This window comes from Gordonia polyisoprenivorans NBRC 16320 = JCM 10675 (assembly GCF_000241325.1).
Classification (GTDB): Bacteria; Actinomycetota; Actinomycetes; order Mycobacteriales; family Mycobacteriaceae; genus Gordonia; species Gordonia polyisoprenivorans.
Genome location: NZ_BAEI01000064.1, coordinates 57191 through 73044, shown reverse-complemented (window position 1 = coordinate 73044; position 15854 = coordinate 57191). Strand labels below are relative to the sequence as shown.

General features: G+C 61.5%; 14 protein-coding genes. 9 read left to right on the top strand and 5 right to left on the bottom strand.

The window, feature by feature from the left end:
- Nucleotides 1-351: 351 nt before the first annotated feature.
- From GOPIP_RS16640 to GOPIP_RS16605, 8 genes are all read left to right on the top strand, one after another.
- Complete coding sequence (locus GOPIP_RS16640) at nt 352-1764, top strand: FAD-dependent oxidoreductase (RefSeq protein WP_081482518.1); 1413 nt, start codon at nt 352-354, stop codon at nt 1762-1764.
- Nucleotides 1765-2211 carry a flavodoxin domain-containing protein gene (locus GOPIP_RS16635; protein ID WP_006370903.1) on the top strand — a complete coding sequence of 149 codons (447 nt, stop codon included), beginning with the start codon at nt 1765-1767 and terminating at the stop codon, nt 2209-2211.
- Nucleotides 2212-2259: 48 nt separating this feature from the next.
- A complete protein-coding gene (locus tag GOPIP_RS16630; protein WP_006370902.1) occupies nt 2260-3468 on the top strand; it encodes a cytochrome P450 in 1209 nt (402 codons plus the stop codon).
- 230 nt (nt 3469-3698) lie between these two features.
- The gene (locus GOPIP_RS16625; protein WP_081482517.1) at nt 3699-5156 is read left to right on the top strand and encodes an APC family permease; all 1458 of its coding nucleotides are present in this window, start codon (nt 3699-3701) and stop codon (nt 5154-5156) included.
- A gap of 124 nt (nt 5157-5280) precedes the next feature.
- Nucleotides 5281-5685 (top strand): nuclear transport factor 2 family protein, encoded by a 405-nt coding sequence (locus GOPIP_RS16620; RefSeq protein ID WP_006370900.1) that lies wholly within the window; start codon nt 5281-5283, stop codon nt 5683-5685.
- A 2-nt stretch (nt 5686-5687) separates the two neighbouring features.
- A complete protein-coding gene (locus GOPIP_RS16615) occupies nt 5688-7292 on the top strand; it encodes a purine-cytosine permease family protein (RefSeq protein WP_006370899.1) in 1605 nt (534 codons plus the stop codon).
- Between the two features lie 55 nt (nt 7293-7347).
- Nucleotides 7348-8124 (top strand): SDR family NAD(P)-dependent oxidoreductase, encoded by a 777-nt coding sequence (locus GOPIP_RS16610; RefSeq protein WP_006370898.1) that lies wholly within the window; start codon nt 7348-7350, stop codon nt 8122-8124.
- Between the two features lie 35 nt (nt 8125-8159).
- The gene (locus GOPIP_RS16605) at nt 8160-9095 is read left to right on the top strand and encodes an alpha/beta hydrolase (RefSeq protein WP_006370897.1); all 936 of its coding nucleotides are present in this window, start codon (nt 8160-8162) and stop codon (nt 9093-9095) included.
- 21 nt (nt 9096-9116) lie between these two features.
- Here GOPIP_RS16605 and GOPIP_RS16600 read toward each other — a convergent pair whose 3' ends face one another.
- From GOPIP_RS16600 to GOPIP_RS16580, 5 genes are all read right to left on the bottom strand, one after another.
- On the bottom strand, nt 9117-9431 hold the full coding sequence (locus GOPIP_RS16600; RefSeq protein WP_006370896.1) for a hypothetical protein: 315 nt from the start codon (nt 9429-9431) through the stop codon (nt 9117-9119).
- Between the two features lie 34 nt (nt 9432-9465).
- Nucleotides 9466-10548: a cytochrome P450 gene (locus tag GOPIP_RS16595; protein WP_050955276.1), complete on the bottom strand. Its 1083-nt coding sequence runs from the start codon at nt 10546-10548 to the stop codon at nt 9466-9468.
- 158 nt (nt 10549-10706) lie between these two features.
- Complete coding sequence (locus GOPIP_RS16590) at nt 10707-11531, bottom strand: SDR family NAD(P)-dependent oxidoreductase (protein ID WP_006370894.1); 825 nt, start codon at nt 11529-11531, stop codon at nt 10707-10709.
- A 68-nt stretch (nt 11532-11599) separates the two neighbouring features.
- Nucleotides 11600-13084, bottom strand: coding sequence for an APC family permease (locus GOPIP_RS16585; protein ID WP_006370893.1), 1485 nt, complete (start codon nt 13082-13084; stop codon nt 11600-11602).
- 535 nt (nt 13085-13619) lie between these two features.
- Nucleotides 13620-14357 carry a glucose 1-dehydrogenase gene (locus GOPIP_RS16580; protein ID WP_006370892.1) on the bottom strand — a complete coding sequence of 246 codons (738 nt, stop codon included), beginning with the start codon at nt 14355-14357 and terminating at the stop codon, nt 13620-13622.
- A 203-nt stretch (nt 14358-14560) separates the two neighbouring features.
- On the opposite strand from GOPIP_RS16580, the gene GOPIP_RS16575 reads away from it, so the two are divergent.
- Complete coding sequence (locus GOPIP_RS16575; protein ID WP_081482516.1) at nt 14561-15835, top strand: MFS transporter; 1275 nt, start codon at nt 14561-14563, stop codon at nt 15833-15835.
- The last annotated feature ends 19 nt before the right edge of the window (nt 15836-15854 follow it).

Genomic DNA, 15854 nt, shown 5'->3' with positions numbered 1-15854 from the left:
AGTTGCGCTGTGAACGTGTGCTGGGTCACGTTCGATTCACCTGAACGTCATTTAACGTGCGTTAAGGCCCCTTGTCAAGTGCCGACCATCGACATCGAGTCAGCCCGAGGCGGCGTGGCCCTCGACATCCACAGGCGCGGTCCAGTCGCCAAGGAAATTGCTTTTCACCAGATAGAGCAGCTTTAGCGCCGCTTGCAAGCCACCCGATCCCAGCCTCCAGACGCCGTGACGCCGGGTGACCCACACGAGCAGGTCGAACTCGATCCGATGTGAGACCAGGGGTAGCGCGTAGCACCAACTAAAGCTAACATTCGTTCGCAAGTGAGGTACACATCACGTTTTATTTCGTACATGTTTCATCCACCTCACCCGCTGATGACGTCTCGCGTTCATGCGAATCGCAGCAGTCCATGTCGACACCACACCCAAGGAGATGCGATGACCGCGGAATCGAGTCCCGCCCTCGCACCGAAGATCGCTGTGATCGGGAGCGGGCCATCCGGGTGCTACACCGCCCAGTTCCTACGCAAGGAAATGCCCGATGCCGAGATCACGATCTTCGAGGCGTTGCCGGTCCCCTACGGTCTCGTCCGCTACGGCGTGGCCGCAGATCACCAGGGGACCAAGGCGGTCACGCGGCAGTTCGACCGCATGTTCGAGCGCAGCGGCATTACGTTCGTGGGTAACACACGCGTCGGTGACGACATCGACCACGCAACGATGGCGAGAGCTTTCGACGTGGTCGTACTGGCGACCGGACTCACAGCAGACCGCTCACTCGCCATTCCCTGTGCCGACCAGGCACGAGTCGTGGGAGCCGGCGCGTTGTTGCGTCTGCTCAATGCGTACCCGGGCCGATATTTGCCCGCCACGGATGCCCTCCGATCAAACCTGGGGCGCAGCGTGGCAGTCGTCGGCCACGGCAACGTGGGCATCGACGTCGTCCGGTTGCTGACGAAAACAACCGACCAACTCGTCGGATCGGACATCCACGATGAGGCCCTCGAAGTCTTGCGGCCCTCTCCGGCCGGCGACGTCCACGTCGTTGGGCGATCGTCGGCCGCCGATGCCAAGTTCGATCTCGCGATGGTGCGAGAGATCTGCGCACTGGACACCGTGACAATCTCGGTTCACGGTCTCGAGGACACCGACACCGGTGCTACCGCACAATTGCTGCGCTCATCGGCGCACGGCGCCGATCGCCACGTGACCGATGGGTCACCGACCAGCCGGGTTCACTTCCATTTCCGCGCTGTGCCCACCGCCATCCGCACCGAGGGAGACAAGACCATTCTCGATGTCACGCGCGGCGGGAACAACACAGGGACGACGCCCATCGCGGTCGACACAGTCGTGACAGCTGTCGGATTCTGCCCCGAAGACACATCGTCAGATGACCAGGCGTGGAACGGAACTCGCCTGTACCGGGTTGGCTGGCTCGACCGCGGAGGACGCGGAAACATCGCCGAGAATCGCAAACATTCTCTCGCAGTGGTCAATTCGATTGTTTCCGACTTGCGCAACAGGACGCCATCAGATATCCATAAGGGCGGACTGGCGGCCGTGGCATCCAAATTGCCGAGCGCTGCAGTAGATTTCTCCGGCTGGCTTTGCATCAACGAAGCCGAGCGCGATCGCGCCGACGACAGCCGGTGTCGTCGCAAGATCACCGAAGTCGACCATATGGTCACCGTCGCAGGCCCTGCCGAATCCATCAGGCGCGCGATCACCGCGTCAACTACCCCCGAGGGAGCACAGTTCTAAATGTCTGCCATCAACGTCTTGTTCGGAACGGAGTCCGGCAACGCCGAACTCGTCGCGGACGACATCTCCGACACTCTCAACGAAGCGGGCGTGAAGGCCGAGGTGGTCGCGATGGAGAATTTCGCAGTCACCGATCTCGTCCACGCCAACACGATCATCGTCATCACCTCGACCTACGGAGAAGGCGAGCTCCCCGAGACGACGGCGCCGTTTCGTCAAGCCCTGCTCGACGAGAATCCCGACCTGTCGCACCTACGGTTTGCGGCATTTGGGTTGGGCGACAGCTCTTACGACACCTACAACAACGCGATCAGCATCCTTGCGGGCTGTCTGTCCGATCTCGGCGCCTCCCGCATCGGCGAGATCGGACGTCACGACGCCGTCAGCGGCGACTCGTTCACCGACATAGCGGTCGAGTGGACCAAGTCGATCATCCCCGCTCTCTGAACGTTTCGATCCCGCCACCCCCACTCCCCAGCCCGAAGGACCACGACCATGACAACCACTGACACACTGTCCGACCGCCCCTCCATCGTCGAGTACCTGCCGTTCGATGATCCGGAGTTCTGCCGCGCGCCGTGGCCGTGGTTCGACCGCCTGCTCGCCGAGCACCCGATCCTGATCACCGACGATGGCAGCGTGATCGTCAGCAGGTACGCCGACGTCGTGAAGTTCGCCAAGCACCCTTCTCTGGTGTCGGTATCCCCTGACGGGATCGGAGATAGCCCCTGGGCGGCGAACCAGAATTCGGTACTCCTCACCGAGGGAGAGCGCCACAAGCGAATTCGCCGAACCTTCGCAGGGTGGCTGACGCCCAAGGCCGTACAGAAGTGGGCACAGACTGCGGCTCAGTCGGCGAGCCGGGCATTGGACGCACTCGGGCCCGACGGAATCATCAACGGACACCTCGACCTCGGCGTCCAACCTGCCCAGGACGCGATGGCCCACGCACTCGGCGTCGAACCAGCGGGTGGATTCCCTCTCATCCACGCAACCAACCTGACCATGGACGCCATGGGATGGAGTCCAACCGCCGATCAGATCACGCGCGCCCATGAAGGATTCGGCTACATGATGTTCGAGGCCGACCGCCTCATAGAAGAAAAGCGACGACATCCCGGGGATGGCATGCTGCTCGAGGAAATGATCAAGGCGGCCGATGAGGGGCGCCTGACCGAACGAGAACTCAAGGAGTCCATCCAGATTCTCTGGGGATCCGCGGCACACAACCCGGGCCAGGTCATGGCCAGTGCACTGGCTGATCTCGCGGCCAACCCGCACGTCTTCGCCGCATACAAGAACGACGAGGCAACACGAGACCCGATCATCAACGAGATCATCCGGCGATCGCTGCCGGAGGTCGCATTGGACCGATTCGCCACCGAACCATTCCACATTCATGATGTGCAGATCGACGCGGGGACCCAGGTGCGGTTCATCCTCGGTGCCGCACTTCGTGATCCTGCGGTGTTTCCCAACCCTGACGTGTTCGATTACCAGCGACCGAAGGAAGCCAGCATGGCGATCGCCTTCGGTGTCGGGACCCACAACTGCGCCGGACAAGCACTCGGACGCGCGATCGCGCGCGCCGTTCTCGACGTGGTCACCGATCGATTCCACCGCGTCGAGGTCATCGGCGAACCGATCTGGATCAACTCCGATCGCCACCGGAACTGTGAGGGCCTTACTGTCCGCCTGTCATGAAAAGGGGTGGCGCACGACGGCAACCATCGGAACCCAGCTGACGATTTGTTCAACATCATCCCGCAGCCGCCGCCGACTCAAGAAGTGCTGCACAACTGCATGTAACTCCGCCTGAGCGAGTCACCGCACCTCAACAAAATCAAGTGTTGACGGTCACTTAATAAACGTTCAATATAGACCTCGGCGGTACCGTCCGCTGTCCTGGCCCCTGGGAAGGGTGAACAATCGCAATGTCAACTACTCCGCACAACCTGGAATTGCCCGTGGCGACTCCTACCGCGTCCGACCGCCTGTCAGGTCGGATGACCACCACACAGCTGGTGCTCTCCGTCCTGGCGTTTTCCTCTCCGCTGACCTGCTTGGCGGGATACTTCTCACTCACGATCATGTCGACAGGCAGCACCGCGCCCGTCGCCTTCGTCATCGTCACCGTGGTCTTGCTGATCTTCTCGGTCGGGTACATGGCCATGACCAAGCACATGCCGCGTCCGGGCGCCTTCTACGCGTATATCTCCGAGGGACTCGGCAGGCGCATGGGTCTGGCGGCGGCCTTTCTGGCAACGTTGTCGTACACCGTTATCGGTATGGGGGTGTACTGCTTCGCCGGACTCACCGTCACAGACCTCGTATCCAAGTACGGCGGGCCGGACATCCCTTGGTGGACCGGAACTCTGGTGGTGTGGCTGATCATCAGCACACTCGGCTACTTCAATGTGGAGGTGTCGGCCAAGGTCCTCATGTGGGTCATGTTCGTCGAAGTCTCCATCGTGATGATCTTCAACGTCGCCGTGATCGGCCAGGGCGGTAAGGACGGGCTATCACTGGCACCATTCGACGTGCCACAGTTCTTCTCGAATGGCGATGTCGCCGTGGGGCTGCTGTTCGCGATGCTGGTATTCATCGGCTTCGAGGCCACGGCCCTCTACCGCGACGAGGTGCGCGAACCCAACAAGACCATTCCACGCGCTACCTACATCGCCGTCTTCTTCATCGGTATCCTCTATACGCTCACTGTCTGGGTGATGGTGATGGCTTTCGGTAGCGACGCCCAGCAGGTCGCGACCTCCGACACCGCCGGGATGTTCGGGCTCGCCGCCGACAACTACATCGGTGTCTGGTTCAGCAACATCGCGACCGCACTGGTCGTCACCGCAGTGCTCGCGTCCCTGCTGTCGATTCACAATGCTTCGACCCGTTACCTTTTCAACTTGAGCGCCGACGGAGCGCTTCCGAAAGCATTCGGCGCCGTGCACGGTCGTCACCGCTCGCCCTACCGCGCCTCGCTGGCGATCTCCGCCCTGGGCTTTGCCGGTGTCGCGCTGTTCGCCCTCGCCCACAGCGACCCGGCGAAGGCATACGGTCAACTCGCCGGTCTCGGCAACGCCGGGGTTTTCATCTTGATGGCGCTGGTCAGCGTCGCGGTGGTCGTCTGGTTCCGTCGGCATGGTCGCGAGAAGGGCGAGCGCCTATGGGCGACGACAATCGCTCCATCAATCTCGGCAATCGCAATGATCAGCTTGGTGGGATTCGCACTCTTCAACTTCGATCTCGTCGCCGGCGAATCGAGCAGCAACTGGATTCTGTTACTGGTGCTGGCCGGATCGTTCGTCGCCGGGCTGATAGTCGCGACCGTCGTGAAGATCCGACGCCCTGAACAGTTCTTGCGTCTCGGCGGCATCGACCGCTGACGTCCCCAGCTCGAGTAGAGCGGGGCTCGATCCACGACGCGGCGGCGTCCACAGATCGCCCCGCTCTACTCACTCCACTCTGTCCGATCGGGTCTCAAAGACCCACAACTCAAAGGAGCATCACATGACTGTCGAGAACACCGAGCGAATCATCCACGCTTATCACGACGCATGGGAGCGAGGCGACCAGGAAGCCGGCGTGAGCTACTTCGCCGACGACCTGGTCGTCACCATGGGTGGCAACGGGCCGCTCGCAGGCGTGTACAAGAGCCGTGAGGATTTCGTGACGAACTGGATCGGTCGGGTCGCCGAGTACACCGACACCTGGGATGTCGTCAGTAGCGACACCCTGCTTGTCGGCGACGACGGCATCCTGCTGCTCGTCCACGAGAAGTGGTCGCGTGGCGAGGCGTCGGTGACGACCGAACGCGTCGGTCACTATCGGGTCGTCGGCGACAAGATCGTTGAATGCCGCTTTGCCGACATGAACCAGCCCGAGGTCGAAGCTTTCTTCGGCGAGCTCACCTGACCATGGGTTCGGTATACGAGCAGAGCGACGGAGTCGGTGACATCCCACCACCGGCCCCGTCGGCGCCGGTCCCGGCAGGGTGGGTCGTCAACGACAGCGACGACCCCCGAGTGGTCGCGCAGCAGGAGACCGAGGACTACACGAACCACGTGGTTCCTCTCACTGCAAGACAACCGAGGATCGCAGTACTGGGAAGCTGGTGGTCGATCGCCAGCGCAATGGCCTTTCTCTACTACGGGGCGCTCGCAGCCAGTCTCGCAGGCACTCGGCAAGCCCTCATCGGCCTCCTGGTGGTGGTGGTCGTCTGCTCGGTGCTGGGCGCATTCATCGCCCGAGCGTCGATTGGACGTGGCCTCAACTCAACCTTGTTGACCCGCGCGATGTTCGGTGTGAAGGGGGCTGCCCTGACCCCGCTCATCTGCGGACTCGGCGCGCTCTACTATGCCGTCTTCGAGTCCAGCGTGATGGCCGCGGCTCTCCAGGCATATTTTCAGGTCTTCGACATCCGGGTCTGGTACGCCATCGTGATCATCGGGATGCTTCCGTTGATGCTCGGCGGGATGCAAACGTGGTTCACCAAACTCAATACCTGGTCCCTGCCGATCTATCTGATCGGTGTGGCCGCCGCCGTCCTCGTAGCCGGCATCCGATTCGGTTGGGGCGGCGACTGGTTCACCACCACACCCGAAATCACCGGGCACAGTTCCATCCCGGGATGGCTGGTCACATTCGTCCTGTTCATGGGTAACTGGCTCCTCTTCCCCGACACTCCGGAGTTCGCCCGCTTCGGTCGTCCTTCCGACACGCGCTTCCACGCCAACATCACGTTCGGGTGGGCCTTCTATCTGGTGGCCTACGGCTTCAACGGGTTGGCCGGAATCCTCATCGTGGCTTTGGCGGCCCCCGGCTCCACCGTCGCCGAATCAGCCGTGACCACCGGCATCGTGACATCTCTGGGTGTCATCGGACTCGTCGTCGTGCTCGTGAGTCAGGTCCGCATCAACTCCGCGAACTTCTATGTCGCCAGTCTGTGCTTCGACCGGGTGGTATGCCACTTCTCTCGAAGTAGCCTACCGCGCAAGGTCTGGGTCGTGCTGATCGCGATCGTGACGTTCTTACTGATGTTGACCAACGTATTCTCCTACATCGCAACCGCTCTCGCCTGGCAAGGAATCGTCACCGTGTCGTGGGTCGGAATCGTGGTGACACATCTGTTGGTGGTGTCGCGCAGACCCGAGATCCGCGCGCTACGCCTTCCCACGGTCACACGCGGTTTCGCGGTATGGGCGGTATCGGCGGCCATCGGTCTCGTCGCGCTCGAGAGCGGTCACAGCGTTGCCTCTCAAGTCGCACCACTCATCTCGCTGGGAGCGAGCGTCGTGCTGTACCTACTGAATGTCCTCCTGCTCGACCGATTGTTCACAACGACCCGCGTTACCGATGACCCCGGCACAGTGCGCGACGACGACAGAGATCAGTGGTTGACACGCACACAGTGCTCAAGTTGCGAATTGAGCTATACCACCTACGAAGTGGACGCAGCAGCGGATCACCCAGCCGAGCCCCTATGTCTGCAGTGCCAGATGCGACCACTCGCACATCAATGACAAGGGCGCGAATCCCCGGACCTTCTCATCGCCACTCGAAACAAGGAGAAATGATATGAGCAACAAATTCGACGGTAAGGTCGTCGTCGTCACGGGCGCCGCGTCCGGCATGGGCAAATCGATGGTCGAGGAGTTCTCCGCGGCCGGAGCCCGTGTAGCCGCACTCGACATCAACGAGGCAAAGGCCAAGGAAGTCGCAGCGCAGGCAGACGATTCGGCGCGAGTATTGGCCGTGGGGGTAGATGTCTCGGCGGAAGAGTCGGTCAACGCTGCAGTCGAACAGGTCCGCCGATGGGCCGGCCGAGTCGACATCCTGTGCAACAACGCCGGAATCATCGACAGCTTTCGCCCCGCCCATGAGATCGCACTGGAAGAATGGCACCGGAACATCGCAGTGAATCTGACCGGACCGTTCCTCATGGCGCGCGCGGTGATTCCCACCATGCTCGAGCAGCGCAAGGGTGCGATCATCAATACTGCTTCCATCTCGTCGCTGAGTGCAGCAGGAGGCGGAACCGCCTACACCGCCGCCAAGCACGGCGTGCTCGGCCTCACCCGTCAGCTCACCTTCGATTACGGCAAGCTGGGCATACGTGTGAATGCAATCTGCCCGGGAGCCACGCTCACCGGACTGACCATGCCAGAAGGCGGTTCGGAAACCCTTCCCGATTCGGACAGCGAGATCCTCCGAACACCTGCGCAACGATGGTGCCGCCCGGAGGAGATCGCCCGGCTCGCCGTATACCTTGCCGGAGACGACGCCGACTTCATCCACGGCGCGGCCATGGTGATCGACGGAGGTTGGCTTACCGCAGCCCGAAATCCCATCTGAGAACACCGGTATCAAGCCAAGGAGCGGCACCTACGATGACGGTCTCCCCAGAACACTGTGGCAACGATGATGGCCTCGACCACGAACCGATCGAGTTCTCGGTGTTCGGGACCGTCGTCCGCGGCACCAAGTTCCGTCCCTCCAATTCAGTTGGGCCACTTCCGGCCATCGTCGTCACCCACGGCTGGTCCATGGTCACCGGGGGCACATTGACCGACTACGCGCGCACTTTCGCACGCGGCGGCTACGTCGTGCTCGCCATCGACTTCCGGAGACTCGGTGTCAGCGATGGCCTGCCCCGGCAGGAGATCGACCCGTGGGATCAGATCGAGGACATTCGCGAGGCAGTGACCTTTGCCGGTTCTCAGCAAGACGTCGATTCCGATCGAATCGCCGTGTGGGGCACCAGCTATAGCGGCGGACATGCGATCGTGGTCGGTGCCGTCGACAACCGTGTCAGATGCGTCGTGGCTCAGGTCCCGACCATCAGCGGCTACGAAGCCGCCCTCCGGCGAACCTCCGACGACGCCGCGCACATCCTTGAGAGCTCCTTCGCTGCGGATCGTCAGGTCCGCTTCGATGGACTACCTCCGCGCATGATCACGACCGTCAGCGCTGCTCCGGACGATCAGGTTGCCTACCCACAACGCGATTCGTTCGAGTACATGTCCGGCGAAGGCCGGCGTTGCCCGAGCTGGCGCAACGAGGTCACCCTTCGTTCGATCGAGAAGGCACGTCAGTACGAGCCCGGCACCTTCATCGAACGCATCGCTCCGACACCGCTGCTGATGGTGATCGCGGATCAAGATCCCCTGACACCCACCGATCTTCAGGAAGCCGCTTTCGCGCGTGCGCGGGAACCCAAGAAGCTGGTGACGGTCGCAGGCGGTCACTACTCGGTCTACACGGAGCATTTCACCGTCACAGCCGAGGCCGCACTCGCTTGGTTCGGTGAGCATCTCGGCGATTGAACAGGGCTCGACGGGATGGGATCACGCCGTCATGGTTTGCCGCGGCGAACCATGACGGCGCTTTGTCGGAACTCTCACATACAGACCGTCAAACCGGTTACGGCTGGCTGCAAACGACAGTAGTTCGTCGAGTTGCGCATGCCAGTTGAGACCAGAGGCTTGACGTCTCAACCACAAAGCGTTGATGTAGCAGTGGGTGCCGTCGGCGTAACCAACACCCACTGCTCGCAGTGAGGTGGCGAGTGCCGAGTTCTCCAGATCGGTCGTCACTTCGAGGTGTTCCAGATCGTTGCGAGCCATCAGGTCGATTCGCGTACTCCGGACGACGATGTACATCGAGAATTCGCTCCGTACAGTGGTCTATGAATGATCAGGGAATCAGGCGTAGAGGGAGAGATGTGAAGTGCCGGGAAAAGTCGGTGTTGTCCATCTCCACAGCCCCCGCGAATTCGATCCCACTGAAGTGGTCGGCAAGGACATCGAACACCACTCGCGCCTGTGCGCGTGAGATGTGTTGCCCTACACAGCTATGCGATCCCACCCCGAAGGAGAGGTTGCGGCTCTCTCGAGACGGGCGGTCCGGAGTGAACTCTTGTGGATCAGAGAAGACATCAGGATCGCGATTCGCAGCGCCGATCATGAAGCGAACCTTCGAACCGGCCGGGATCTCGACCGATCGGATGGCGATGTCGGATTTCGCCACCCGGTAGAAACACAGTTCTGGTGGATCGTATCGCGCAATTTCGTTGATCACGGCGTCGCGAACTTCGCCATCATATCGATATCGCGCATAGATGTCGGGTCGCGCGGCGAAGATGTTCAACCCTGCTGCGATCAGGTACCCGACGTCCATGTGCCCGAGGCTGTAAAGCATCAGCGCTGTCGCACGCGCTTCGCGGTCGCTGATCTCCCCGTTCGCCGCTGCGGACAGGAGGGTCGACAGGAGCCCGGCGTCAGGGTTTTGTCGCTTCTCTTCGATGAGTTCGTCCAGTCGCGCGGTCAGTTCGTCGAATCCCTTCTCTGCGCGCCCGAGGGTGCCGCGTTCGGGGATCGCGGCCAGCATCGGCATGGTCTCGAACATCGACTCTTGGACGTCCCCGGCTCCCGCCTCGGTTACTCCGAGGACGCGGCACATGGTCTGGTGCGTGGGAAGAACCGATAGGTCGTGCCATCCGTCGAGAAGGTTGTCGGGACGCGCGGCGAGGAGTTCATCCGTCACGGCTTTCGTCGTCATCGTCCACTTGTCGACGACCTTCGGGCCGAACCATTTGTTCGTCTGTCGCCGTAGGCGGGTATGGTCGGGCAGGTCCTTGCCGATGACCGTGTCTCGCACGACAGCCCAAGGGCCGGCCTGGTCCCAGCCCGGCTCGACGGACATGCTCGGATGCTTCCCGAATTCCATGACGTCCTCGTACCGGGAGACAATGTAGAAGCCCAGGTCGTCGTAGATCACTGGTGCTTCCCGGAGGGCCCGCGCGTACCAGGGATAGGGGTCAAGGGTGAATTCTGGTTTGTCCCAGGGGAAGTGCTGATATGTGGGACTGGTTGACGTTGCTTCGAGGGGTCGAGTTGTCACATTGATCTCCTGATTGATGGCAGCTTGTATGTCGCTCACTCGCCGGTTCCGAGCGGAATCATGTCGTCGGGCAGGGTCTCCATCGCGTAGAGGTTCGACGTCAATCCACCGTCGACAACCAGATCGATTCCGCTGATCGCCGAAGCCTCGTCCGAGACCAGGAACGACACCGCGGCTGCAACTTCTGCCGGCTCGACCAGACGTCGGAGCGGAACGCGTGTGAAATCTGTGGTCATGTGCTCGATGACAGCCGGTGTCGATGTCTTGAGCAGCATGTCGGCATTGATAAAGCCCGGCGCCACGGTGTTGACGCGAATCCCCAACGGCGCCAGTTCCATCGTCATCGTTCGCGCAAGGCTCGATACGGCAGCTTTCGTCGCTGTGTACGCGCTGACCGGGCCGTCGGCCCCATAGATGTCGATTGATGAGATGTGCACGATCGACCCTTTGCCGGCACCGATCATCTCTTTGGCAGCGCGCTGCGACATCATGTATGTGCCAACAACATTGACGTCGAAGGTGGTACGGAAGGCGTCGGGTGAGACTTCCATGAACGGTGGCTCGTCGTAGACCGCAGCGTTATTGACGAGCACATCGACTCGACCCCACGTCTTCACCGCGTGGTTGACCACCGCGTCGACGTCGCTCTCGACCGAGATGTCGCCTGTGGCAATATCCGCGGTACCGCCTGCGTCGATGATCGCAGTCTTGGTCTCTTCCAGGGGAGGACGTCGGCGGCCAACGAGTAGGACGTGAGCGCCGTCGTTCGCCAAGCGTCGGGCGATCGCAGCTCCGATGCCACGTCCGGCTCCGGTGACGATGGCGACTCGTTCTGCCAGGCATCCGTTGTTGTTCGTCATGTTCGACCTTTCACAAGAATGCACCGTGATCAGGGTGCGGGGGTAGAGGTGATCGACGATCGGGACAGTCAGTCCGTCCGACCCAGATGGACGTACTTCTCCGGACGGGCACGCCGGAAGTACAGAGCGACCAACACTCCGGTCGCAAAGATTGCCGCGAGTATGGCGATCAGCCATGTGTACTGGCCGGGCTCGCCGCCGACCAGGAGTTCGAGATGCAGCACCGCGAGTATGACGGTAACCGTGAGCGCGACTGCAGCAATGCCGGGAGCGACGTAACATTTCAGCGCGCTCTCGGAGATCATGCCGCGTTTGCGTGCGAACCAGACGACCACGGAGATACTGACAACCGCCATCAGGGCCAGGACGCCGAGCGAACCGAGACCGACCAACTGTGCGTACAGCACATTTTCGTCGAATGGTAGTGTGGCCATTCCCAGAACTACGAGTCCTGCCGCCGCGGCAACGAGATTCGATGCACGAGCGGGCGACCCATGTCGCGCGTGGACCTGTGAGAAGTAGCGAGGCAGGGCCCCGTCAGTGGAAAGGTTGTACGCATACCTCGCGATGACGTTGTGAATGGAGAGCATCGCAGCAAGCACCGAGGTGATGACGAGCGTCAATGCGATATTCACGAAGACTGGGTTCACGAAGTCTCCGATCGCCTTGTTGAACATCTGCGCCGGAGCAGCGGTTGCCGTATCGACGGCCCTGGAGCCGAAAGCAACGACCAGCGCGTAGCAAGAAGCCGTGTACAGCACGCCCACGAAGATGACTGCGCCGTAAGTCGCACGCGGGATGGTCTTTTCGGGATCCCGCACCTCCTCCCGGAAGATTGCGGTGGCCTCGAAGCCCATGAAGACCATCATTGCGAAGAGCATCGTCACGCCGATATCGCCGTGTAGGAACGTGATTGGAGAAAACGGGTTGGCTGACAACCCTTCGGAGCCGCCCTGGCCGACGACGAACGCATCGAAGATGACGACGAGAGTCACCTCCAGCACCATTGCGATCGACAAGACCTTCGCCGACAACTCGATGTTGAAGTACCCGAGAACCGACACGAGCAGCCAGGCAAGCGTCGACCACAACCACCACGGCGTGTGCGAGCCGCCGAAGTTCTCGATGAGGGCGGTTGCGCTGATACCCAGGAACGCACACGTCCCGGTCAGCACAAGCAGGTAGGAGATCCAGGCGAGATAGGCCGCCCCCAGCCCGGTCGCCTTGCCCAGTCCTGTACTGATGAATGCGTAGAAGGCACCCGGACGCGGGAGCCACTTGGCCATCGTCACGTAGCCAACACTGAAGAGCAGCAGGATGGCCGTGGCGAGCACGAAGGCGAATGGCGCCCCCATGCCGTTGAAGACGATGGTGAACGGGATGTAACCGCTGACCACCGATAGCGGCGCCGAAAAGGCCAGCACGGTGAGCGCCAGCGAGACGCCCCCCATCCTGCCTTCGAGTCGCCCTTGTCGCCCGCTGCCGATGATCGTTGGGGGGTGTGCCTGGCCGGGGGCGACAATTGCCGGTCCGACTCCGTCGTGTGTGGTCATCTACTGGTCCCTTTCGGTTGAACCGTTCAAGGATTGGAGGAAGCCGCCACGTCGATGTGATGGCCGCACAGCGATGAGATGTCTGCGGCTCACGTTCGCTGACATCGGGTATCGAAGCCTCAGCCCACTGGACATATCGGCCTCGAATCGAGAGTGTGGCACAGACCACAGCCACTCGAATGAACGTTAATTTAAGTTAGTCTGTCGCAGCTGTCAACAGGAAGGAGCACACCGACACCCCGCCGTTCTCGACCAAAGGGAAACATCGACGAGGGGCGAGTCGTTATGGCAGCAGTCCCCCACTGAATCCCAACGACGCAGCTTCTCGGCTCTTCTCGCATATCGGGGCGCCCCCGGCGTGCGCCGTGGGGACAGTCCGGCTCCACCAGGAAGACCGCGCAAGTCCGATCCTGTGGACAGCTACGTTAAATAACGGCGTATTAAATCATCGACGACCAGGGGCCCGACCACCCGCGAGGCGCCGGTGTGGTGGCCGAAATTCGGACAGGAGCCGTCCGCGAGATGTAGGAACGTCTCAGGGAACGCTGTACCCACCGTCGATGACGTGATCGGCACCTGTGGTGTAGGCGGATTCATCGGATGCCAGATAGAGCGCGAGCAGAGCGATCTCGCGGGGGTCACCGAATCTGTGCAACGGGGTGTCGGAGACATCGAGGTCAAGGTCGGCGATCATCCGGGTATGGACCTCACCCGGCAGTATCGCGTTGACGCGTATCCGGTGTGGTGCGAGATCGACAGCTGCCGCTTTCGTCATCCCGCGGACCGCCCACTTCGTGGCCGAATAGGCAAAATTCTCGGCGATGCCCACTATTCCCGCAGTCGAGGACACGTTGATGATCGAACCCGATCCGGCAGCCTTCATCCCCGGTATCACCGCCTGCATTCCGAGGTATGGTCCAATCTGATTGACCTCGACCGTCTTTCGATAATCCTGCTCGCTCACCGACTCGACGGAGTCGGTGAGCAGAATCCCGGCATTGTTGATCAGCACAGTCACCGGTCCGAACGCCTCGCCTGCGGTTGCCACCACCGATCGCCATTGTTCTGCGTCGGTGACATCGAGGTGGGCAAAAAGTGCCGCGCCACCGAGTTCACTTGCCAGAGCATTGCCGCGGTCGTCAGCCAGATCGGCGATGACGACCTTCGCGCCATGCTCCACGAGCACACGGGCATGCGCCGCACCCATTCCGTTCGCTCCACCCGTGACGATGGCGACCTTGCCGGCAACCCGGCCGGGGGCGTTTGCGGGCATGTCTGCTCCGATCAGTGGAGGATTGGCGGTCACTGATAGTGACTGCGCGAATTATCGTTACCTTAATTTAGGTTAGCGAGCAGAGCAACATGCTAGCGTGTTGGCGATCCGAACGCGGACTATATTAGCTGCTCAAAGTGGCCCTGGAACGATCGGACAACGTTCCGTCCCCTAATGAACGACCATAAAGTATCCTTCGAGCCATGCCTGGATTCGCCGTAATACGACAGGGGCGCTCGGAGCACACGGGAGACGCCCCTCTCACCGCTGGTACCCGGCACCGGTTCTCACTGTTCCTTCTCTTCCTGGTGCAGGGAATCGCGCTGTCCTCGTGGGTCACGCGAACGCCGGATGTTCGGGATGCGGTTCACGCGTCAACAGCACAAATGGGCCTGATCCTGTTCGGGTTGTCTATCGGCTCGATGGTCAGTGTCCTGTCCGCAGGTCCGCTGGTTGCTCGATTCGGCACACGCTCCGTGGCGGTCAACGGGACCTGCTGCATCGCCGTGAGCATGCCCGTCGTTGCCCTTGGCACCGCAGTACACCTCGGCGCGCTCGTCGCGTTGGGGCTCTGCTTCTACGGACTGGGCATCGGTAGCGTGGAGGTCGCGCTCAATGTCGACGGAGCCCAGGTCGAGAAGGACACCGGCAAACCTGTTCTCGCCGCGCTACATGGGTTCTTCAGTCTGGGTACCGTCCTGGGCGCCAGCGTCGGAATCGCCTTCACGAGTTGGCGCTTCCCCGTCACCTGGCATCTGCTGCTCGTCGGGTTGCTCGTTGGAGCGGGACTGCTGGTGGCAGCACGATTCATACCCGGCGGAACAGGCATTCGCCGGCGAGCCGCCCAGCAAAGCGACTCGCAGACAAGCGAATCACTTTCGAGCATGACCCGAGACGTCCGACTTGTACTGATCGGAGTCATCGTGCTGGCAATGGCACTTGCCGAAGGAACAGCCAACGATTGGCTACCCCTCATCATGGTCGATGAACACGGATTTGACGCCAGCTGGGGATCCGCGAGCTACGCGGTCTTCGCTGCGGGAATGACTGTCGGGAGATTCGCCGGCAATCGGGTACTCGCGTACGCAACGCGGGCAATAGTGCTCGCCATCAGTGCGGTATTCGGCGGGTTGGGCCTATTGGTCGTGATGGTTGCAGACAACCAGACCATGGTGGTCGTCGCGATCATCTTGTGGGGGCTCGGCGCGTCGCTGGGGTTTCCTGTCACACTCTCGGCAGCAGGAGCGTCCGGGCGCGACAGCACCGCTCGTGTCAGCGTCGTCTCGACGATCGGTTACATTGCATTCTTGGCCGGACCACCGGTAATCGGTGTTCTGGGCGAGCATTTCGGGCTCCGGACAGCGCTCGCTCTACCGCTTGTGCTCGTCATGATCGCGTTGGTCCTGACGCCGAGTGTTCGTGACAGACGCGAGCTTCCAGCGCATTCCGACGACCAGCGGACCGTCGTCACGAACTGAAACGCTGGCCGCCCCCGAC